The sequence below is a fragment of the Ponticaulis sp. genome (assembly GCF_029210165.1).
Lineage (GTDB): Bacteria > Pseudomonadota > Alphaproteobacteria > Caulobacterales > Hyphomonadaceae > Ponticaulis.
This window is the reverse complement of sequence record NZ_JARGNT010000003.1, coordinates 228,876-247,443: the sequence shown is the minus strand read 5'-3', so window position 1 is coordinate 247,443 and position 18,568 is coordinate 228,876. Positions and strand designations below refer to the sequence as shown.

Sequence of the window (18,568 nt, the reverse complement as noted above, 5' to 3'; positions counted from 1 at the left end):
GGTGCGCTCTCTATGGCGGCGGGCGAGTATGTGTCTGTCGCCTCGCAGGCCGATATTGAAGAGGCCGATCTCGAAATGGAGAAGGAGGCGCTGCGGACTAATCCGGAGGGCGAGCTGCATGAGCTGGCGGCGATCTATGAGGATCGCGGGCTGAAGCCGGAGCTGGCTATGGAGGTCGCCGAGGCGCTGACCGAGCATGACGCGCTGGAGGCGCATACGCGCGACGAGCTGGGCATTGTGGATGTGCATAAGGCGCGCCCTGTGCAGGCGGCTCTGTTTTCAGCTGTCAGCTTTGTTGCGGGCGGCGTGCTGCCAATGCTGGCGGCGCTGTTCTCTCCGGCAGGGCTGGCGAGCCAGGTGGTGGGTGCGTCCACGCTGCTCGGGCTGGTGATTATCGGCTATCTCTCTGCGAAGGCGGGGAATGCGAACCCTGTGAAATCCATCGTGCGTCTGGTGGCGCTGGGCGTGGGCGCGATGGTCGCAACTGGCGTTATTGGCTCCCTCGCTGGCGGGATTAGTTTGCATTAACTTAGCGCTCACGCCGCGCGGCGGCTCCGCGGGGGCGGGCTGACGCCCGTCGGCCAGTCGGCCTCTGGTGTTTCTTGTCATTGTGCTCGGTGATGTTTCTTCGCGTGCCGCTCAGATCACCTGCGCCTGCACAGTCGTTTGTGTGGTGCTCCACACGAGCAACGCGACGGCGCAGGGCGAGTGAGTTTACGAACGACAAGCCCGAGCACACCAACCAAAACAGCGCCGAGCATAAACCATCCTTGACTAATTATCGATAATCAATTATTGTTTAACGATAAATTTAAGGATGATGAAATGCTTCTCTTTTTGCTCTGGTGGCTGGTGGATGACCATCTCGCAGAGGCTCTGAATGCGCCGGGTCTGGGCGAGCTGCCGATCTGGGTGCCCCTGATTATCTCGCTGGCGTTCTCGTGGACGTTTTCGGGCAAGATCCGTGACCGCAGAGGCTAGAGGCTAGCCCGCAATACACCACAATCCCGTGCAGACGCCGAAGATGAGCTGCACAGCGAGGTCTAACAGGCCACCAATCACCAGAATAGGCAGGCCCACCCACAGAAAGACCAGCCAGACCGCCATAAGAGTAATGCGCGGCTCTGGTATGGTTTCACCGGAAATCGTCTGAAGCTTTGACTTGGGCATGTGTCTATATGCTCGCCTTGTGAGGTGTTACCGGTCACGAGCACACTTACTGAAGCTCGCCGATGCGCTCATAAACGAAAAACTAATACTAGCTGCTTAATTCTTTCTTTCATGAGCAAGCACTGGTCCATCTCCGTTGATCAGACACCCCGCGCCCGATGGGATGCGGCGCTGAATGCTGTGCCGGCGCCGTATCAGCAGGACTGGTCCTACGGTGAAGCGCTGGTTCGCACCGGGGCAAAGGTCATCCGCATTGCTCTGAATGATCCGAGCGGCAATATTTGCGGCCTTGCCCAGTTCATCCTGCGCCCGTTCGCCATGATAGCGCGCTTTGCTCTTTGTACGTACGGCCCGGTCTGGGTGCGTCCGATGACCGAGCCGGAAAAGCAGGTCGCGCTGCGAACGCTGCGTCGCGAGCTGAAACTTCGCTGGCCGCGCCTTGTGGCGATCACCGTTGACGAGCCAATGGAGATGCCAGGCTTTAAACGCGTCATGACCGGCGATGCGACGGTGCGGATCGAGCTGACCAAATCCGAAGACGAGCTGCGTGCCGGCCTTGATGGCAAATGGCGTAACCGTCTCGTCGCCGCTGAGAAGTCCGAGCTGAAGTTTACCTCATCGGGCCATAAGCCGGGCCAGTATCAATGGCTGCTGGACGAAGAGCTGAAACAGCGCGCGAAGAAGAAATATCACGGCCTGCCTCCGTCGCTCGTCGAGCGCTGGCAGGAAGACAAGCAACGCGCCAAAGGTGGTGATAAGCGCGGCGGACTGCGGATTTATCGCGCTGATCTCGGCAAAGAGTCCGCCGCTGCGATGATGTTCCTCGCGCATGGCGCTATGGCGACCTACCACATTGGATGGAGTTCGGATGAGGGGCGTAAAGCCGGCGCTCATAACCTGATCCTCTGGAACGCGATGATGCGCCTGAAAGAAGAGGGCTATTCGGTTCTTGACCTTGGCGGTGTGAACACAGCCTCTGGCGCGGGCATTGCCCGCTTCAAGCTTGGCGCAGGCGGCAGCCTTATTCAGCGCCCGGGTGTGTTTGTGTAGCCTCTTCCGGCTTCATCAGACCAAGCCCGATCGGCAGAATAACAAGCCCGCGAATATCGACCAGAACATGGATCAGGACCACGAGCCACAGCTGAGCGGTCAGCACGTAGATCGCGGTCAGCACGAAGCCGATAATTGTTGTCGCGATTATGCCACCAACGCCCTGATAGGCGTGTCCCACCCCGAACATCAACGCTGCAATCACATAGGATAGAATGAAGTTTCCGGTGATGTAGTAGAGCGCAAGCGGCAGCAGCAGGCGAAAGGCGATCTCCTCGACAATGCCTGCATTCAAAGACAGCAGATAGCCCCAGCCAGCTTCCTTCTGGTTACGCGCCATAAGGGCGACCGCGCCGCCTTTCGGCAGGTCTTCGATTTTCTGGATAAAGGGAATTACGGTTGTGGCCGCGAGCGGGATGAAGAATACCGCCGCTACGATCCAGCCTATACGTGCCAGTTCGCCGTGCGTGCTGCCCATGAAGGACAGTGTTTCCATGCGGGCAGCATTCAGCATTTCGGGGTAATTCATCAGCCCGTTCAGGCTGGATAGAGCGGCGAGACCAATAATGGCCGCAACGCCATACTTCATTGAGGACTCCAGCAACATTTTGCCGAAGTATCTGCGCCGTTTGGCGCTGTCGGTTTCCTCAACGAAAGCAGGAAATGTTTTGAAGTCGTCCCATACCTGGTGGGCAAGAAACGCGATGCTGATCAACAAAATGATCCAGCTTGTCAAAACCATAAATATCGCCCCTCAAAATCTATAAAGTATGGTCTTCATGTAGGAGCGATATATCGATTTACAATAAGTCTATGCGGCGGCAACTACGGCCACGCCAATACCAAGCGTGAGAATAGCGATTGCTGTAGAAACCGTCAGAACAAGAAACATCCCTGGCACTCGTTCACCTTGGCGGGCTTCGTTTGTTTCAAGATTTGTGCGGCTCATAATAACTCCTTTTGTCGGTTCATAATGTATACGCACGAAGCACCTCTCCGGTTTCATTTTTCTCCTGAAAACCGATGTTGACACCGGTGTCATTCACGCAATTATAGAGACAAACGGGAGGATTTCATGAAGCTGATGACGTCGCGATATATTCTAGGCGCTCTTATGAGCATGAGTGCAGCTTGTGCGCAGGCCGATGGCCCGGGGCCGGCGTCGCCTATGCCTCAACTTCCGGAGCTTTCCGGGCGTATTATCATTGCCGGCGATTCAACAGCCGCTGACTATCCTCTCGAACGTGCGCCTCAGATCGGCTGGGGGCAGGTGCTTGATTACTATCTGCCAGATGATGTCGAGGTGCTGAATCTGGCCGTGAATGGGCGCAGCACGAAAAGCTATATCGATGAAGGCCGCTGGGACGCGCTGATGGATGAGGTCGGGGCAGGAGATATCGTTCTCATCAGTTTCGGTCATAATGACTCGCGCGATGATGCGCCGGAACGCTACGCCGCGCCTGAGGGAGCGTACCGTGAGAATCTGATCCGGTTTGCAGCCGAGGTGCAGGGCGCTGGTGGCGAGCCCGTTATTCTTTCATCGGCGGCGCGCAGGCTCTGGGAAGGGCCAGCTATGGTCGAAACGCACGGGCTATACCGACAAAATGCGTTCAATGCTGCGATTGAGGCTGGTGTAGATTACATCGATCTGGCCCAGCTTTCCCTAAACTATTTTGAAACGCTGGGCCGCGTCGCCACGAAAGACGATTTTCTCTGGCTCACTGCGGAAGAGGTCGCAGAGCGTCTGCCAGCCTATGTCGAGCGCTATCCAGATGGCATTGAAGACAACACCCATTTCACTGAGACAGGCGCGTGCGGCGTCGCGCGCATTATCGCTGAACGTCTCGGCAATGAGTTTGGCCTGTACGGTGACACGGCGATCAGCGATGAACCTGCTGATGAAGCGGGTCGACCGGCTGATGTGTTGGCGTGTGCAGCTGTAGCCTGGGAGTAGGGATGGTTACTCGGCTGGTACTTCTGTCTGGATAGATTGCAAATAGGCGATCAGCGCTTCCGTCCCCAGCGGGCCGAAATCAAAATCCGGCATGTCCAGCGCGCCAACATGGATTCCTTCGCGGAAATCATCGCCAATGGCTTCAGCATCGAATTCTACAAACACGGTGCGAAGCGGCGGCGCGTCCTGACGCGGGCTGTCACCTTCAGCGCCGATTGCATGGCAGGCTGTACAATTTTCTTCGACGATTGCGCGGCCCTCGGAAATCAGATCGGCACGTTCTTCAGCGATCATTGCGTCAACTGGCGCTGTTGATGTCTCTTCCGATTGCGAACAGGCTGCCAGAGCGATGACGGCGACAGGAAAGAGAAGCGCTGCAGATTTCATATGACCATGCCTTTTGAGGTGAATCTCACTGCAGTCTATCACAGAGGCAATCAGTTCATGCAAGTCAGCAGAATGCGCATCAGGCCTGTAAATCGCTTGACGGGACGTGAGCAGTTTTACATGTGGGGCATATGAATATTCTGGTGATCGGATCGGGCGGCCGCGAACACGCCCTTGCCTGGAAAATCAATCAGTCTCCGCTGGTTGATGAAGTATGGTCTGTGCCCGGTAATCCGGGCATGCACAATGTCGGGCCATGCTTCGACGTGAAGGCGACCGATCTGGATGGTCTTGAGAAGCTCGCAAAACAGCTCGACCCTGATCTGATTATTGTTGGTCCGGAACAACCTCTGGCAGACGGTCTTGCAGATCGCCTTCGAGGCGCTGGCTATGATGTGTTTGGCCCGAGCGCAGCTGCAGCGCAGATTGAAGCGTCCAAAGGTTTCTCCAAAGACCTGATGGCAAAATACGACATTCCGACTGCGCGGTATCAGCGCGTGAAGACGGTCGAAGCGGCTTCAGCCTTCCTCGATACGCTGGAAGCGCCATACGTGCTCAAAGCTGATGGTCTGGCGGCCGGTAAAGGTGTTGTTATCGCCGAGAGCCGCGCGGACGCTGACGAGGCCGTGAAAACCATGCTGGATGGCCAGTTTGGTGATGCGTCTGCTGAGCTCGTCATTGAAGAGTTCATGCAGGGCGAAGAGGCGAGCGTGTTCGCGATCACCGACGGTGAGAACTTCATCTGTCTTCCAGCAGCGCAGGACCACAAGCGTGCCTTTGATGGCGATAAGGGACCGAATACAGGCGGCATGGGGGCTTATGCACCTGCGCCAATCATGACTGATGCGCTCATGGCAGACGTGGAGGAACGTGTGGTCGTTCCATCGCTCAAAGGTCTCGCCGCAGAGGACGCAAAGTTTCAGGGCGTGCTCTATATCGGCCTCATGATCACTGAGGAAGGCCCGAAGGTCGTTGAGTATAACTGCCGCTTCGGTGATCCTGAGTGTCAGGTTCTCATGATGGGCCTTCAGGGCGATATCGTGCCGCTGCTTCTGGCAAGCTCTACGGGTGGATATTCCGCGCGTGATTTTGCTGCGCTCGCCCCGGCAGGCGGATTTGATCCTGCGGTTACGGTGGTCATGGCGACAAAGGGTTATCCGGAAGCCTATGAGAAGGGCTCTGAAATTCAGGGCGTTGAAACGGCTGAACTGCTTGAAGGCGTGAAGGTTTTCCATGCCGGTACGGATGTTGCGCCGGATGGAGCTCTGATTGCCGTTGGCGGACGTGTGCTGAATGTGACCGCGACGGCGCCAACGATCGATGAAGCGTTCAAGCGGGCTTATTCTGGTGTGAATGCGATTGACTGGTCGGAAGGGTTTTACCGCTCTGACATTGGCTGGCGCGTCAGACGTTGAACACCGATCGGCATATCGACGTCCTCGCGTCGGTTTCCAAAGCCCTTTAGCGCGCTTTCGATGAGCGAGGTCATGGTCTGAACGGCGTTTCGGATCTGGCTGCACTTGTCCAGCACCCGATCGCGATTGTCTCCGTCCGCGATTTTTTCGATACGGGCTGCGACGCCGTCAACGACGGTGAGCGGCGTACGGAATTCGTGATTGATGGACGTGATCAGCGCGTACTGAAGCGTGACGAGCTGTTTTTCTTTTTCGAGGGCCGCCGCCAGATTTCTGTTCGCCTCGTATAGCTCACGGCTGCGAGCTTCAAGAAGTTGTTCTGCCTCTTTCCGTGCGGCTTTCTCGCGGTTGTATCGGGTGCGAGATACCGTGTCAGGGATGGCAGACGGCGGTTGGGTCATTTCACCGCCTCCAGCGTGATCGTGAATTCTGAAATCGTCAGATTGCCGTCCTGCGACACCTTGCGAGTGATCGTGCCAGTCTCTCCATAATGGTCGAGCGTGGCTTCGATCAGACCTTCGCAGAAATCGACCAGACCGCGGCGCGAACGGTAGGTGAGGACCATCACGCCGGGTTGCGGAAATGCCGATACAAAAGTCGGCAGGTCGACATCCTGATGCAGCTTTTTGACTTCGACGTGGATTTCTTCTTCCACGGACTCAAGGAGCTCAAAGGCCGTTCGCTTCGTGATGAAGAAATGCGTGTAACTGCTGGAGAAATGTTTCAGCATCCAGTGGCCAAAGGCTTTTTGAAGCGCTTCGACGCTAAGACCGGTTTCGCCGGAGAAACCCTGAACAAGTGCGATGAGATCGGAGCTCGGATAATTGCCAACGGCGCTGTAGGCACCACCGCCAGAGAGCGGGCATCCCGAAATAACGTGATCAACCCGGTCTTCACCGACCGCTTCGTCAGCCATTGCCAGAAGCTCTGTAAAAATGAGTCCTTTCACGGTTCTCTCCGCCTGCTCCTGATGACGTAGAGTAATGTGAAAGCGTTAAAATACTCGCTCTTGTCGTTAGTGAATTCGGGGATGTGATTCAACTATACGCAATGGATTGCGTTAAGCACAGTAATCGCTAAGTTCACGCGCGAAGAATTAAAACAGTCAGTCAGCAGGGGAGACGCGCACATGTCAGTTCATGGCGCATCAGCACAAGAGATGTTCAGCGGCACGAAAGAAGTCGCAGACACGCACAAATTCAACGAAGACAATCTCTATCAGTGGATGACGGAGAATGTTGAAGGCTTTGAAGGCCCGATGGATGTGCGCCAGTTCAAAGGCGGCCAGTCCAACCCGACCTTCAAGCTGATTACTCCGAAAAAAGCTTACGTTATGCGTCGTAAGCCGCCGGGCAAGCTGCTGCCGTCTGCGCACGCAGTTGACCGTGAGTTCCGCGTGATCAATGCACTTTATCCGCTGGGTTTCCCTGTCGCGCGGCCATATGGCCTGTGCGAAGACGAGAGCGTTGTCGGCACAATGTTCTACGTGATGGACAATGTAGACGGTCGCATTCTCTGGGATGGCACGCTGCCGGATTACGAGCCTGCGCAGCGCCGCGCGATCTACGAAGCCAAAGTGAAAACCTTCGCTGACCTCCACAATGTGGACTGGAAAGCGGCAGGTCTGGAAGGCTTCGGCAAGGAAGGCGACTACGTTGCTCGCCAGATCCACCGCTGGACGAAGCAGTATGTCGCGTCTGAAACGGCAACCATTCCGGAAATGAACAAGCTGATCGACTGGCTGCCGAAGAATATTCCGGCTGGCGAGACGACGACGATTGTTCATGGCGACTACCGTCTCGACAATATGATCCTCCACCCGACAGAGCCAAAAGTCATTGCGGTTCTGGACTGGGAGCTGTCCACGCTTGGCGATCCATTGGCAGACTTCACCTATCACCTGATGAACTGGGTGATGCCGAGCTCTGATAGCCGTGGCGCGCTGGCAAACATCGAAGATCTGAACGCGTACGGCATTCCAACGATGGAAGAATATATCGACATGTATTGCGCGCATCGCGGCCTGAACGGCATGCCGGACGTGCACTATTACTTCGCGTATAACGGCTTCCGTCTGGCGGGCATCGTTCAGGGTATTGTCGGCCGGGTGCGTGATGGAACCGCGTCCAACGCTAACGCTGCGCAAATGGAAGAGCGCGTGCCTCTGCTCGCGAAATTCGCATACGGCGAAGCGCAGAAAGCTGGCCTTACCGACTAAGCCCGCGCCACAATCAAAACCTCTGAAGCCCCTCTGCCAGCGCGGAGGGGTTTTGTGTTTCGGGGAACTTTACCGGCCACGCAGGCGTCTTATTTCCGCCCAGATGGCAGCGCATATGCGCGCATCGTTTAATGCGGATGAGGCACGGTTTGAACGGGATTGAAGAGAGCGTGGCGACGTCGCCTGCGCGAACCTCGCAGACAGAATACTGGCAGGACGAAGACTTTGCACGCATGCGGGCAATTGCCTGGCGTTGGGCGAAGCGTATCGGCCTTTGTGTGCTTTCGCTCGGTTTGCTCATCCATTTGTACGCGCTGCTTCTGGCACTCGTCTTGCCGCCCACCACGCTCAATATGACTGGCTCGGCGCTGGTCGGACGCGACGTGCAGCATCGCTCTGTACCGCTCGAGGAAATCTCTCCGCATCTGGTGCGGGCCGTGATCGCTGCGGAGGATTCCCGCTTCTGCAGTCATGGCGGCATCGATATGGACGCCATCAATCAGGCGCTTCGTGAACGTAGTGCAGGTGGACGCCTGCGCGGTGCATCGACCATATCCCAGCAGACCGCTAAAAATGTCTTCTTCTGGAATGGCGGCGGCTATGTCCGTAAAGCCGGTGAGGCGTGGATGACCCTCGTGATCGAGACGATCTGGGGCAAAGAGCGCATTATGGAAACCTATCTCAACATCGCAGAATGGGGGGACGGGATTTACGGCGCCGAGGCTGCCGCGCAGGCGCGCTTCGGAGTGTCGGCAGCTGAGCTGTCACCATATCAGGCAGCGCTTCTGGCGGCGGTTCTGCCCAACCCGAATAGCTGGCGCGTCGACCCGCCGGGCAATTATGTCTCCGGCCGCGCCTCAACCTTGCAGCAGCGTATGGGCACCGTACAGCGCGACGGACTGGCAAGCTGTGTTCTCGATTAAAGGCTAATCTTCATGTATCTCGCTTCGACCAGCGAGTAGAAGCCATAGCTTGCAATAGAGGCCGCACTGAGCGCGTAGAGGATCAGCCCGAAAGGCTGGTCACGCAGCCATCCCAGCAGACCCGCAATGCCGCGCGCTTCATCCGCGTCGCCAACCCATCCTGCCCAGATGAGAAACACGCCGACCAGCATGATCAGCAGTCCGCGTCCGGCAATTGCCGAAGAAACGAGGGCGCAGACGACCTGGCTATCAGATGGCATATTGAGATCGTGCTTCCAGGCATGGGTCACGGCCCGCCAGACCTGCGCTACGCCAATCGCCAGCACGATCAGCCCGCCCAGCATCAATAGGTATTTCCCGAACATCTGAGACAGCGTGTAGCTGGCGAGTGTCTCGGTCGTGCCGCCGCCGCTCTGGTCGTCGCGATCAAGCACGACGAGCAGGGCTGCAAAGCCGACGGTCAGGTAGCTCAGTCCTGACGACATCATCCCGAGTCTGGCGAACCAACCCATAAATTCATCGCCTTTGTCGGACGTGTCGAACACGGCCTGAATGCCGCGCCAGAGGGCGTAGAGGAACAGGCCGGCAGCAATCATGGCCAGCAGCAGAAGGCCGGGCACATGCTGCTCGATCTCGCGGAAGGTGTCGCCCGGAGAATAGCCTTCATCACGTGTGCCCGGCGCGATAATAGCGGCCACCAGCAGGGATGCGATCAACGCATAGACAATCGCACGGGCAAACAGGCCAGCACGCGCCATGATTTCAAATGAGAGGTTGAGACGAGCGTTCATTAAAATGATCAACGCCTGAAGCTCACAGTTTGTTGCACGTGCGAGACGTAGTTTCGTGAACCTGCTTGATCTGGTGGAGTGAGCCAAGTATCGCTGACGCAACGAAATCATGCATAAAAGGATCACGGGGATGTTTGACACGCCAATCACTCAGGACGGAAACGTCATCTCAGGCCCGCTGCGCGCGCCGAAACAAATGCTGGAAGAGCAAAGCTATGACGGCTCCGGCGCTGGCTCTATTCACGATGATTCCATGGCTGAGAAGCTGGGCTTTAAAGCAGGCCCAATTGAAGGCCCGACGCACTTTTCCCTGTTCGATCCGCTGCTCGTAAAAATCTGGGGCAAGGACTGGTTCGAGAAGGGGTGTTTCTCCTCTCACTTCAAAAACATGGTTGTTGAAGGCGAAGAGACGCAAGCCTTTGTTGAGCTGCCATCTGACGAAAACCAGACACGCCTTCGTTGCTGGGCGGAGAAAGCTGACGGCACGCAGGTGCTGGAAGCAAGCGCCACACTGGGAGGCGGTAAAACCCTGCTGGAAGAGCGTCTGGAAAACCTGCGCCCACTCGACCACTTTATCATTCTGGAAGACATGCATGTCGGCATGAAGGGCGCTGTCGATGAGATGGCGACCATGGGGCCGGAGCAGCATATGGGTAAGCTCTACCCGTTCTCTCTGAAGCAAAAGCTGGCCGCCATCACCGAGAATTCACCAGCTTACTCTGATGATGCCGCATCTCCATGGGGCCGCGCGATCATCCCGACAGAGATGATGTCGGTTCTGGCTGAGTATACAGTTCACGACGCGAAGTTCCCGATCAAGCGTCCGGCAATCGGCCTCTTCGCTGACCTTGAAGTGCGCTACATTAACGGGCCGCTTTTTGTTGGAGAAGAGTATCTCATCCGTCGCGAGATCGTCGCTATGTCTGGCAGTAAGCGGACTGAGAGCTATTGGACGCGCTCTCAGATCTTCGACAAGACGGGCACGACCCAGATTGCCGAAACGCTGCTGAACCATGCGGTCATGAAAAACTCTTATCCGGATTACGAAAAAGAGCTGGCGGCGAAAGTCGGCTAGGGGCTGATTTATCTGAAATTTGAGAAGGCTCCGGTTTGTGCCGGGGCCTTTTTTGCATCTGTACGGTTATACCGTTTGCGCTCTCGCAGTTCATGCCCAAGTATGAGTGAGACTTCAGGGAGACACAAATGTCATTCACGCTTTATGATGCCACCATTCCAGGCTTTATCCGCACAGCAGAATCTATTGCCAACGTTCTGAAAAAGGGCCGGGAGCACTATCACCAGCACGCGCTCGATCTGGATGGCGCGGTGAATGAACGCCTTTGCGGCGACATGCTGCCGCTGTCCTTTCAGGTAAAATCTGTGCGCACGCACTCCATCGGTGCGATCGAAGGCATTCGCGCTGGCACATTCAGCCCGATCCCGCCAATGTCCGACCCTGATTATGTCGGCCTCGAAGAGATTGTCGCCAACACGATTTCAGACCTGAAAGCCATGGACGCAGACGAAGTGAATGCGATGGCGGGTAAAGATGTGGTCTTCTCTATGAAGGATGTGACCATCCCATTCGTGGCTGAAGACTTCCTCATGTCGTTCTCCATTCCGAACTTCCATTTCCACGCGACAACGACCTACGACATTCTGCGTATGAAGGGCGTTACGCTCGGCAAGCGGGACTATCTCGGCAAGCTCGCGATCAAGCAGGGCTGATCGAATTTCCTGCATAGAGGCCGGCTTTTAACGCTGGCCTCTATGGCTGCTTGACTGCACCGCGATTTGCGCGCTCCATTTCTTCGGATGCTTTCGGGGAGGAGTGTGACATGCGCAGACGTCAGTTTCTGACCGGATTGGGTGCAGCTTCGCTGGCAGGCTGTTCCGCCAGCGTATCGCTTCAAACCGGCTCCCCCCCGTATTGGGCGGATTTTCCACCTGTTCTGTCCCGCATGGACCGTGTGACGCGTACGGTTGTCGGCCTGCGCCCGTATCGTCCTCAAGGCTATCGCCTCGACTGGGAAACGTTGGGCGATAAGACGGTGGTGCACTCTTACGGACATGGCGGCTGCGGCGTGACAATGTCCTGGGGCACGGCTGTGGTGGCTGCGGACTATGCGAGCGAGGCAGGCCATGAGGATGTGGCTGTGCTCGGTTGCGGAGTGCAGGGGCTGACAGCGGCGCTGACGCTGGCGCGGCGCGGGCATAATGTCACGATTTATGCGGCAGACCTTCCACCTTACACGACGTCCAACATTGCGGGCGTCCTCTGGATGCCGACCACCTATTTTGACCGGCGCGTTGCGACGCCCGATTTTCTTGCATGGGACCGAGAGCTGATACGCAAGGCATGGCTGGGCTTCATTCCATATGTGAACCGGCCGGGCTATGGCGTGTACTGGGCAGACCATCATTCACTCGGCATGCAGCAGCGACGTGACTGGACCGAAGGACTTCCCGGCGGTGATGACATTTATCCCGAACTCACGCGAACCACTGAAGGCAATCTGTTCGGATACGCGTATCAGCAGCGATTTAAGGCGATGATCATCGATCCGGATTATTATCTGGACGCCATCCTGCAGGACGCGCAGCTGGCCAGTGCGCGCATCGTCCAAAGGGAGTTTGCTGACCTCTCCGAGGTGATGGCACTGCCAGAGCAGACCATTGTGAACTGTACCGGCCTTGGGGCAGGGGCGCTGTTTGGCGATGAGGATATCTTTCCGGTACGCGGCCAGCTGACCCATTTGCTGCCGCAGCAAGAGATCAACTACTCCTATGTCGCACCGACGGATAATGGCGTGCTCTACATGTTCCCGCGTAAAACGGGCATCGTGCTTGGCGGAACATCCGATTATCGCGAATGGGATCGCACGCCGAACCCCGCTGAAATCACGCGCATGGTTGAAGGTCATGCCGAGCTGGCAAGGCGGCTTCGTATTTAACTTGCCCCTGTCTTCTGATTGACCAGTATGGGTGGCCATGCTCCAATTCGTGGAAGATCAGGGGAAGAATCCAGTGACCATGAAATCTATCGCCGCTGCGCTGCTGTTTGGCAGTGCGATTGCCGGCGCCGCTCAAGCCGATACAATTTACATTCACGCCGGACATTTGCTTGCAATTCCAGGTGAAGGGTATCTGGAAGAGCAGACAGTGGTCATCGTTGATGACCGGATTGTCGCCATTGAAGACGGCTATGTGACGCCTAATCCGGGCGAGCGACTGATCAATTTGACTGACAGCTATGTCATGCCCGGCCTGATCGATTCTCACGTGCACCTACTGTCTGAGTTCAGCCCGACAGCGCGTCTGAATGCGCTGACTTATTCAGAAGTGGACGAGGCGTTTGATGGTGCCATGCATGCGCGTCGCACTCTGCAGGCTGGTTTCACAACGGTGCAGGATGTGGGCGGCACGCCTGAAGCGATCTTCTCTCTGCGCGATGCGATCATGAATGGCCGCGTTCCTGGCGCACGTATTCGGGCATCAGGTGCCTCTATCACACCGACCGGCGGTCATGGCGATGTGAATGGGTTCTCGCCCGCTCTTATGCAGATTTTCCAGAGCGATTTTGTGTGTGACGGCGCGGATGATTGTCGCCGCGCAACGCGTCTTGCCGTTCGCGGCGGCGCCGATGTCATCAAGATTACGGCGACAGGCGGGGTGCTTTCCAACACCCGTGCGGGTCTCGGCCAGCAGTTGTTCGACGATGAGCTTGTGGCGATTGTGGAAGCTGCCGAAAGCATGGGCCGTCGCGTGACAGCGCACGCGCATGGTGTGGACGGGATTAACGCAGCTCTGCGTGCCGGTGTGCACTCCATTGAACACGGCACCTACCTGAATGACGAGACGATCGAACTTTTCCTCGAGCATGATGCCATTCTGGTGCCGACCGTGATTGCGGGTGTGACCGTGACCGGCTGGACGAATGAAGAATGGTTGCCTGCGCCATCGCGCGAGAAGGCGGCGATTGTCGGTCCGCTGATGATCGACATGCTACGCCGCGCCCATGAGGGCGGTGTGCGCATCGCATTTGGCACAGATACAGGTGTCTCCCGTCACGGGGAGAATGCGCTTGAATTCGTCTATATGATCGAGGCTGGCTTTGAGCCGGAAGAGGCCATTCGCGCGGCGACAGTTATCGCGGCCGAGCATATTCAGCTGGAAGACGAGATTGGCACAATCGAGGCTGGCAAGTCGGCGGATATTATCGCGGTTACCGCAGATCCCCTGTTGAACATTGAGGAATTGCTGGACGTAGATTTTGTCATGGCTCGTGGAGAGGTGTACAGACTTCCTGAATAACAAAAAGAATCAGGGAGCAGTAAATGCCTCACATCACGGCCAACGGGACCGGGATCGAATACGAAGAATTCGGTTCCAAATTCGGTACGCCTTTCCTTCTCATTTCCGGCTATGGCGGCCAGATGATCAACTGGAGCCAGGAATTCGTCGACGGTCTCGTCGATGAAGGCTTCCGTGTCATCCGGTTCGACAATCGTGATATCGGCTTGTCCCAGCAGTTTGACGAGCTGGGCATTCCGGACATGAAGAAAATCTTTGGTGGCCTGAAAGACGGCACGGCAAAGGATCACGCGCCGTATCTTCTGGAAGACATGGCAGCCGATGCGGCAAGCCTTCTGGAAGCGCTCGACGCTAAGCCCGCTATCGTGATGGGTGTCAGCATGGGCGGCATGATCACGCAGTTGCTGGCGCTCAATCACCCGGACGCCGTCAAAGCGATTATACCGACAATGACATGGTCCAGCGATCCTACACTGGAAAGGTCTACGCCGGAGGCGAATGCCGTGCTTACAGAGCGCCCGAACCCGCCATCGCGTGAAAACATCATCCGCAATGCGATCAAAGCCAATCGTGTTATCGGGTCAGGCCCGAGCCTGCAGGCTACTGATGAGGAACTCGCAGAGAAGGCTGGCGCTGCGTATGACCGCGCTTACCGTCCGGCAGGTCTGTCACGACAGTTTGCGGCCATTCAGGCGCAGCCGTTATGGCATGAACGCCTCTCCGAGCTCTCTGTGCCGACACTGGTTGTTCACGGTGAGGTCGATACGCTGATCCTGCCGCAGTGCGGACAGGACGTTGCGAAACGCATGCCAAATGCACGCTATGTCGAGATTGCTGACTGGGGCCATGACATGCCGCCAAAGGCTGTGCCTGTCGTGCTGGCCGAAGTCATCCCATTCGCGAAAGAGCACGCTTAGAGCTCAGACCTCAAAGCTCAGAACGAAACCCTCGCTGGCGAGTGTCTTGCCGGCGAGGACGCGGTCATAGCATTCCTGTACGGCTTCAGAGCCAAGCGCACGCACAGTCTTGATCCAGCGAGAGGCGTGGCCGTAGAACTCCAAAAGCTCCTCTGCCAAATCGACGCGGAGGTCGCGTGCATTGATGCCGAGATCATTATCTTCCAGATAGCGCGACGTCACAAACTCCATCGCTTTAGGTCCGGGCTGCATTTCAGGGGTGGAGGCAGCCATTGCGGCCTTCCAGTCGGTTTCGCCAGCGCGGATGCAATAGGCGAGATTGTCCCCGTAAAAATCGTGTAGCTCCTGACACAGCGCATCACGGCCTGAGAAGTCGATAAGGACTGACGTCTGCTCTGGCTTGAGCGTATCTTTGGCCTCATCGTAAAGTACGACGCCGTCATAATTCTGGCTGTTCTTTGCAAAGGCACGGCCTGCATGAGAGGTGAGGCCAGTTGTCTTAATGCCGCGGCGACGCAGCAGCCATGACAGCGCCATAGCGGTTTTGCACGATGCACTGGAGATGACGATGTGACCTGCGCCGTAGAAATCATTCAGCTCTAAATGTCGTACCAGAAGAAAGGCTGTGAAAAAGAGCGGGCGAAACAAGAGCTGCTGGTTCTCATAGTCCGCGCGATAGGTCGGGTCGGCGCCCAGCCGGTGATACCGATTATAGGTTTCGGGCAGCATATCTCTGTGCGCAGTTCCATCCAGAAAGCCGTTATCGTCGATCTTGTCAGGGGCAAACACCCATTTGCTGGCAGTCGGCACGAAGCCGAAAAAGCGCTCGCCCGGTTCAATGTCGTCGCAGCGGCTTTCTTCTACGGTGAGGAACCCCCAGGCCGGAATGCAGCCCCAGCCGGGGTTCGCGGCGGGAAAGAATTTCCAGTATTTGCGGCTTTCACCATGCAGCGCATACGCGATATTGGAGGCAGTGAAGGCAAAGTTCTCAATGCCCATCAGCACTTCGCCGTCTCGCAATTCTTTGACGGTGCGATCGGATATTCTCGTATGTGCGAGATCGCTTTTATCGACCTCAAGGCACAGAATATGGTCAGACGACATCGCATTAACTCCTGCGGTGCAGAGAACCAAACCTCTTCACCACAATAACTTGGGGTATCCCGTCTGCCAATAAAAGCGAAATTTTATCGATCTGTGCCCGTACCAGGGGAATTAGCGGCGCGGTGGACGCTTTTTCTGACCGCCCGGACGACGCCCTGGACCTCCGCTACGTGGGCCGCCACGAGAGCTGTTCGGGCGCTGACCGCGTTGCGGACGCTCTGGTGCCTGAGACATGCGCTGGGTGCGGATTTCTTCACCGAGAATGCGCGTCAGCTGTTCTGCGGGCACTTCTTCCAGCGTTCCTGATGCCAGTTCAGCCAGTTCAAACGGACCGTATTTAATACGGATCAGGCGGTTTACGGTCAGGCCTACAGACGCGAGCGCCTTACGGACTTCGCGGTTTTTACCCTCGCGCAGAATAACGTGCAGCCAGTTATTCGTGCCGGTGGTGCGTTCCAGCGTGGCATCGATTGAGGCGTATTCAATACCATCGACTATCACGCCTTTCTTCAGCTCTTCGAGGGCTTCAGGTGTGACGCGGCCATGCGCACGGGCGCGGTAGTGGCGCTCCAGACCTGTGGCCGGCAGCTCCATCTTACGCGCCAGCTCACCGTCATTGGTCAGCAGGAGCAGCCCTTCGGTTGTGAGGTCGAGACGACCGACAGTCACGACCCGTGGCAGGGATTTCGGCAAATGGTCGAAAATCGTCGGGCGACCTTCAGGGTCACGCGTCGCTGTGATGAGGCCAGCCGGCTTGTGGTACATCCACATGCGTGTTGCCTCTGGCGGGCGCACGATTTTGCCACGGACTTTGATCTGGTCACGCGCCGTCACTTTGACGGCCGGGCTGTCCAGACGTTCACCATTCACCATGACCTTGCCCTCGGAAATAAGGGTTTCTGCTTCCCGTCGGGAGCAGATGCCAGCATGTGCGAGGTATTTGGCAATGCGTTCGCCGTCTTCCCATTTTGCTTCTGGGGCGGCTTTAGCTTTGTTGCGCGCGGGTCCGATGTTTCGACCCCGGCCCGTCTCCCGACGCTCCGTCATCGCGTATCCTTTCAATATAAGGAGCGCCCAATAGCATGGCGCGCACGAAAGGTCATCCTGTTATGTGGATGAGGCGCAACATCATGACGAATGGCAGAATGATAAGGACGCTGAAGCCAAGCTCGAAGCCGACCCAGATCCAGTTCTGACGGGTGTTGGTGCCTTCATCGCGCCAGATCGAGAGCATACGGCCAATGCCTGAGCCAGCCCATGCCGCGGCGAGCGGGATAACGATGATGGGCGCAATCATCTGGTCGAGATACCAGAGAAGCACCAGCGTGGTCAGATGGCTGAAGAAAAACAGACCTCCCAGTGTGCCGCGAAATTCCGATGCGCCTTCAGCGTGGCCTTCGATTGGTGTCAGCCCGACCGTTCGTGAAATCCAGTCGGGTTTCAGCATGGCAAACAGCCCCATCCAGGCGCCAAAAGCGAGCGTCAGCGAAGAAATGACTTGAGCAATCATGCGGTCCACCCCGTGAAATGATCTTATAAGAGTGGGGCGATACGGTTCAAAGTCAAAACAGACCTGTGTGATCGTGATCTCGCGGGCGGTTTCGACTTGTGGTAGGTTGGTTTCGGGGAAGGAGCCGCAGACTTATGACAGAACGTCAGACGGAGACGACTTCAGCATTAATCAGCACCGAAAAGCCTAAGCTCAGAACGCTGGGGGCGCGCATTGATGCCTATCCGCTTTCGGTGCTTGTGTTTGCAGGGGTGATGGCAGGCGTCGCGTTCGGAACGGCTGGATATTTCCTCTTCCGCTAGGCCTGCCTTCAGAGCTTATTCGTCAGGAGCAGCGTCAGTTTTTTCGTCGACGAGCTCACGTTCGCGATCTTTGCGACGCATGAATTCCTGACCGTATTTGCCGTGTGCGTCCTTGCCGAGCGCTTCTTTAGCCGCCAGGAAGATGTCTTCTTCTTCCTCGTCGATATGGTGCTCATAGCGGTGGCGCATGGTTTTGAATTTTGTCAGCCAACCGGGTGAGCTCATGTCCGTTTCATTCAGCTCGGCCATCATCTCGTCCACCTCATGGTGCTCGGCGACGGAGTGACGGGCATGTGGCTGACCGTCTTCTGTTTTGATGAGAGGTCCGTAGAACGCTTCTTCTTCGGCAGCCGCGTGTGCGCTCACCTCATAGAAGAATTCTTTCCAGGCTTTCTGGCGTGCCTCGCTGTCACCGGACGTGTCAGCAATCTCGTCCATGAGTTTGCGGTGTTTGTCGTGGTCGTTCTTCAGAAGGTCGTAGATTGTCTTGGTCATAAGGTCCTCTTTGCGTTG

Annotated in this window: 24 protein-coding genes; 13 read left to right on the top strand and 11 right to left on the bottom strand. The window is 56.7% G+C overall.

Going from position 1 to position 18,568, the window contains the following annotated elements:
• A partial coding sequence (locus P1U45_RS15900) for a VIT1/CCC1 transporter family protein (protein WP_301059935.1) occupies nt 1-528 on the top strand: 528 nt, incomplete at its 5' end.
• A gap of 297 nt (nt 529-825) precedes the next feature.
• Nucleotides 826-981 carry a hypothetical protein gene (locus P1U45_RS15895; protein WP_022696001.1) on the top strand — a complete coding sequence of 52 codons (156 nt, stop codon included), beginning with the start codon at nt 826-828 and terminating at the stop codon, nt 979-981.
• A gap of 3 nt (nt 982-984) precedes the next feature.
• On the opposite strand, the gene P1U45_RS15890 is transcribed toward P1U45_RS15895, so the two are convergent.
• Nucleotides 985-1,170, bottom strand: coding sequence for a hypothetical protein (locus tag P1U45_RS15890; protein WP_022696002.1), 186 nt, complete (start codon nt 1,168-1,170; stop codon nt 985-987).
• Between the two features lie 111 nt (nt 1,171-1,281).
• Here P1U45_RS15890 and P1U45_RS15885 point away from each other — a divergent pair, with 111 nt between their 5' ends.
• Entirely contained in the window at nt 1,282-2,220 is a 939-nt protein-coding gene (locus P1U45_RS15885; RefSeq protein ID WP_301059934.1) for a GNAT family N-acetyltransferase, read from the top strand.
• Here the strand turns inward: P1U45_RS15885 and P1U45_RS15880 are convergent.
• The gene (locus tag P1U45_RS15880; protein WP_301059933.1) at nt 2,192-2,962 is read right to left on the bottom strand and encodes a CPBP family intramembrane glutamic endopeptidase; all 771 of its coding nucleotides are present in this window, start codon (nt 2,960-2,962) and stop codon (nt 2,192-2,194) included. The two genes, P1U45_RS15885 and P1U45_RS15880, sit on opposite strands and share 29 nt — an antisense overlap.
• A gap of 69 nt (nt 2,963-3,031) precedes the next feature.
• Nucleotides 3,032-3,169, bottom strand: a complete 138-nt coding sequence (locus P1U45_RS15875) for a hypothetical protein (protein WP_301059932.1) — start codon at nt 3,167-3,169, stop codon at nt 3,032-3,034.
• Nucleotides 3,170-3,295: 126 nt separating this feature from the next.
• Between P1U45_RS15875 and P1U45_RS15870 the strand changes: the two genes are divergently transcribed.
• Nucleotides 3,296-4,174 carry a rhamnogalacturonan acetylesterase gene (locus P1U45_RS15870; RefSeq protein ID WP_301059931.1) on the top strand — a complete coding sequence of 293 codons (879 nt, stop codon included), beginning with the start codon at nt 3,296-3,298 and terminating at the stop codon, nt 4,172-4,174.
• Nucleotides 4,175-4,180: 6 nt separating this feature from the next.
• On the opposite strand, the gene P1U45_RS15865 is transcribed toward P1U45_RS15870, so the two are convergent.
• Nucleotides 4,181-4,561, bottom strand: coding sequence for a cytochrome c (locus tag P1U45_RS15865; protein WP_293608835.1), 381 nt, complete (start codon nt 4,559-4,561; stop codon nt 4,181-4,183).
• Between the two features lie 131 nt (nt 4,562-4,692).
• Between P1U45_RS15865 and purD the strand changes: the two genes are divergently transcribed.
• Nucleotides 4,693-5,976, top strand: a complete 1,284-nt coding sequence (purD, locus tag P1U45_RS15860) for a phosphoribosylamine--glycine ligase (protein WP_301059930.1) — start codon at nt 4,693-4,695, stop codon at nt 5,974-5,976.
• Here purD and P1U45_RS15855 read toward each other — a convergent pair.
• Both P1U45_RS15855 and P1U45_RS15850 read right to left on the bottom strand, forming a co-directional pair.
• Entirely contained in the window at nt 5,940-6,377 is a 438-nt protein-coding gene (locus P1U45_RS15855; protein WP_293608833.1) for a hypothetical protein, read from the bottom strand. The genes purD and P1U45_RS15855 overlap by 37 nt on opposite strands.
• Nucleotides 6,374-6,925, bottom strand: coding sequence for a heme NO-binding domain-containing protein (locus P1U45_RS15850; protein ID WP_301059929.1), 552 nt, complete (start codon nt 6,923-6,925; stop codon nt 6,374-6,376). The genes P1U45_RS15855 and P1U45_RS15850 overlap by 4 nt, the downstream gene beginning before the upstream one ends.
• 180 nt (nt 6,926-7,105) lie before the next feature.
• Between P1U45_RS15850 and P1U45_RS15845 the strand changes: the two genes are divergently transcribed.
• Nucleotides 7,106-8,194, top strand: coding sequence for a phosphotransferase family protein (locus P1U45_RS15845; protein WP_301059928.1), 1,089 nt, complete (start codon nt 7,106-7,108; stop codon nt 8,192-8,194).
• Between the two features lie 149 nt (nt 8,195-8,343).
• The gene (mtgA, locus tag P1U45_RS15840; RefSeq protein ID WP_301059927.1) at nt 8,344-9,117 is read left to right on the top strand and encodes a monofunctional biosynthetic peptidoglycan transglycosylase; all 774 of its coding nucleotides are present in this window, start codon (nt 8,344-8,346) and stop codon (nt 9,115-9,117) included.
• Here mtgA and P1U45_RS15835 read toward each other — a convergent pair.
• The gene (locus P1U45_RS15835; RefSeq protein ID WP_301059926.1) at nt 9,114-9,908 is read right to left on the bottom strand and encodes a DUF1206 domain-containing protein; all 795 of its coding nucleotides are present in this window, start codon (nt 9,906-9,908) and stop codon (nt 9,114-9,116) included. The two genes, mtgA and P1U45_RS15835, sit on opposite strands and share 4 nt — an antisense overlap.
• A gap of 130 nt (nt 9,909-10,038) precedes the next feature.
• Here P1U45_RS15835 and P1U45_RS15830 point away from each other — a divergent pair, with 130 nt between their 5' ends.
• The 5 genes from P1U45_RS15830 to P1U45_RS15810 all read left to right on the top strand — a co-directional run bounded on the left by P1U45_RS15830 (nt 10,039) and on the right by P1U45_RS15810 (nt 15,139).
• Complete coding sequence (locus P1U45_RS15830) at nt 10,039-10,983, top strand: hypothetical protein (protein ID WP_301059925.1); 945 nt, start codon at nt 10,039-10,041, stop codon at nt 10,981-10,983.
• A 128-nt stretch (nt 10,984-11,111) separates the two neighbouring features.
• Nucleotides 11,112-11,636 carry a DUF1993 family protein gene (locus P1U45_RS15825; protein ID WP_293608825.1) on the top strand — a complete coding sequence of 175 codons (525 nt, stop codon included), beginning with the start codon at nt 11,112-11,114 and terminating at the stop codon, nt 11,634-11,636.
• Nucleotides 11,637-11,746: 110 nt separating this feature from the next.
• Nucleotides 11,747-12,862 carry an FAD-dependent oxidoreductase gene (locus tag P1U45_RS15820; protein WP_301059924.1) on the top strand — a complete coding sequence of 372 codons (1,116 nt, stop codon included), beginning with the start codon at nt 11,747-11,749 and terminating at the stop codon, nt 12,860-12,862.
• Nucleotides 12,863-12,941: 79 nt separating this feature from the next.
• Nucleotides 12,942-14,222, top strand: coding sequence for an amidohydrolase family protein (locus tag P1U45_RS15815; RefSeq protein WP_301059936.1), 1,281 nt, complete (start codon nt 12,942-12,944; stop codon nt 14,220-14,222).
• 23 nt (nt 14,223-14,245) lie between these two features.
• Nucleotides 14,246-15,139 carry an alpha/beta hydrolase gene (locus P1U45_RS15810; protein WP_301059923.1) on the top strand — a complete coding sequence of 298 codons (894 nt, stop codon included), beginning with the start codon at nt 14,246-14,248 and terminating at the stop codon, nt 15,137-15,139.
• A gap of 3 nt (nt 15,140-15,142) precedes the next feature.
• On the opposite strand, the gene P1U45_RS15805 is transcribed toward P1U45_RS15810, so the two are convergent.
• The 3 genes from P1U45_RS15805 to P1U45_RS15795 all read right to left on the bottom strand — a co-directional run bounded on the left by P1U45_RS15805 (nt 15,143) and on the right by P1U45_RS15795 (nt 17,753).
• Nucleotides 15,143-16,243 (bottom strand): DUF2855 family protein, encoded by a 1,101-nt coding sequence (locus tag P1U45_RS15805; RefSeq protein ID WP_301059922.1) that lies wholly within the window; start codon nt 16,241-16,243, stop codon nt 15,143-15,145.
• 111 nt (nt 16,244-16,354) lie between these two features.
• The gene (locus P1U45_RS15800; RefSeq protein WP_301059921.1) at nt 16,355-17,290 is read right to left on the bottom strand and encodes a pseudouridine synthase; all 936 of its coding nucleotides are present in this window, start codon (nt 17,288-17,290) and stop codon (nt 16,355-16,357) included.
• 52 nt (nt 17,291-17,342) lie between these two features.
• Entirely contained in the window at nt 17,343-17,753 is a 411-nt protein-coding gene (locus P1U45_RS15795) for a DUF4345 family protein (protein ID WP_301059920.1), read from the bottom strand.
• Nucleotides 17,754-17,887: 134 nt separating this feature from the next.
• On the opposite strand from P1U45_RS15795, the gene P1U45_RS15790 reads away from it, so the two are divergent.
• Nucleotides 17,888-18,055, top strand: coding sequence for a hypothetical protein (locus tag P1U45_RS15790; protein WP_301059919.1), 168 nt, complete (start codon nt 17,888-17,890; stop codon nt 18,053-18,055).
• Between the two features lie 15 nt (nt 18,056-18,070).
• On the opposite strand, the gene P1U45_RS15785 is transcribed toward P1U45_RS15790, so the two are convergent.
• Entirely contained in the window at nt 18,071-18,550 is a 480-nt protein-coding gene (locus P1U45_RS15785; protein WP_301059918.1) for a hemerythrin domain-containing protein, read from the bottom strand.
• Nucleotides 18,551-18,568 lie beyond the last annotated feature (18 nt).

What these genes read in the sequence shown, in the direction of transcription:
- P1U45_RS15895 (WP_022696001.1), top strand. Translation starts at nt 826, where the DNA reads ATGCTTCTCTTTTTGCTCTGGTGGCTGGTGGATGACCATCTCGCAGAG.
- P1U45_RS15890 (WP_022696002.1), bottom strand. Translation starts at nt 1,170, where the DNA reads ATGCCCAAGTCAAAGCTTCAGACGATTTCCGGTGAAACCATACCAGAG.
- P1U45_RS15885 (WP_301059934.1), top strand. Translation starts at nt 1,282, where the DNA reads ATGAGCAAGCACTGGTCCATCTCCGTTGATCAGACACCCCGCGCCCGA.
- P1U45_RS15880 (WP_301059933.1), bottom strand. Translation starts at nt 2,962, where the DNA reads ATGGTTTTGACAAGCTGGATCATTTTGTTGATCAGCATCGCGTTTCTT.
- P1U45_RS15875 (WP_301059932.1), bottom strand. Translation starts at nt 3,169, where the DNA reads ATGAGCCGCACAAATCTTGAAACAAACGAAGCCCGCCAAGGTGAACGA.
- P1U45_RS15870 (WP_301059931.1), top strand. Translation starts at nt 3,296, where the DNA reads ATGAAGCTGATGACGTCGCGATATATTCTAGGCGCTCTTATGAGCATG.
- P1U45_RS15865 (WP_293608835.1), bottom strand. Translation starts at nt 4,561, where the DNA reads ATGAAATCTGCAGCGCTTCTCTTTCCTGTCGCCGTCATCGCTCTGGCA.
- purD (WP_301059930.1), top strand. Translation starts at nt 4,693, where the DNA reads ATGAATATTCTGGTGATCGGATCGGGCGGCCGCGAACACGCCCTTGCC.
- P1U45_RS15855 (WP_293608833.1), bottom strand. Translation starts at nt 6,377, where the DNA reads ATGACCCAACCGCCGTCTGCCATCCCTGACACGGTATCTCGCACCCGA.
- P1U45_RS15845 (WP_301059928.1), top strand. Translation starts at nt 7,106, where the DNA reads ATGTCAGTTCATGGCGCATCAGCACAAGAGATGTTCAGCGGCACGAAA.
- P1U45_RS15835 (WP_301059926.1), bottom strand. Translation starts at nt 9,908, where the DNA reads ATGAACGCTCGTCTCAACCTCTCATTTGAAATCATGGCGCGTGCTGGC.
- P1U45_RS15830 (WP_301059925.1), top strand. Translation starts at nt 10,039, where the DNA reads ATGTTTGACACGCCAATCACTCAGGACGGAAACGTCATCTCAGGCCCG.
- P1U45_RS15825 (WP_293608825.1), top strand. Translation starts at nt 11,112, where the DNA reads ATGTCATTCACGCTTTATGATGCCACCATTCCAGGCTTTATCCGCACA.
- P1U45_RS15820 (WP_301059924.1), top strand. Translation starts at nt 11,747, where the DNA reads ATGCGCAGACGTCAGTTTCTGACCGGATTGGGTGCAGCTTCGCTGGCA.
- P1U45_RS15815 (WP_301059936.1), top strand. Translation starts at nt 12,942, where the DNA reads ATGAAATCTATCGCCGCTGCGCTGCTGTTTGGCAGTGCGATTGCCGGC.
- P1U45_RS15810 (WP_301059923.1), top strand. Translation starts at nt 14,246, where the DNA reads ATGCCTCACATCACGGCCAACGGGACCGGGATCGAATACGAAGAATTC.
- P1U45_RS15805 (WP_301059922.1), bottom strand. Translation starts at nt 16,243, where the DNA reads ATGTCGTCTGACCATATTCTGTGCCTTGAGGTCGATAAAAGCGATCTC.
- P1U45_RS15800 (WP_301059921.1), bottom strand. Translation starts at nt 17,290, where the DNA reads ATGACGGAGCGTCGGGAGACGGGCCGGGGTCGAAACATCGGACCCGCG.
- P1U45_RS15795 (WP_301059920.1), bottom strand. Translation starts at nt 17,753, where the DNA reads ATGATTGCTCAAGTCATTTCTTCGCTGACGCTCGCTTTTGGCGCCTGG.
- P1U45_RS15790 (WP_301059919.1), top strand. Translation starts at nt 17,888, where the DNA reads ATGACAGAACGTCAGACGGAGACGACTTCAGCATTAATCAGCACCGAA.
- P1U45_RS15785 (WP_301059918.1), bottom strand. Translation starts at nt 18,550, where the DNA reads ATGACCAAGACAATCTACGACCTTCTGAAGAACGACCACGACAAACAC.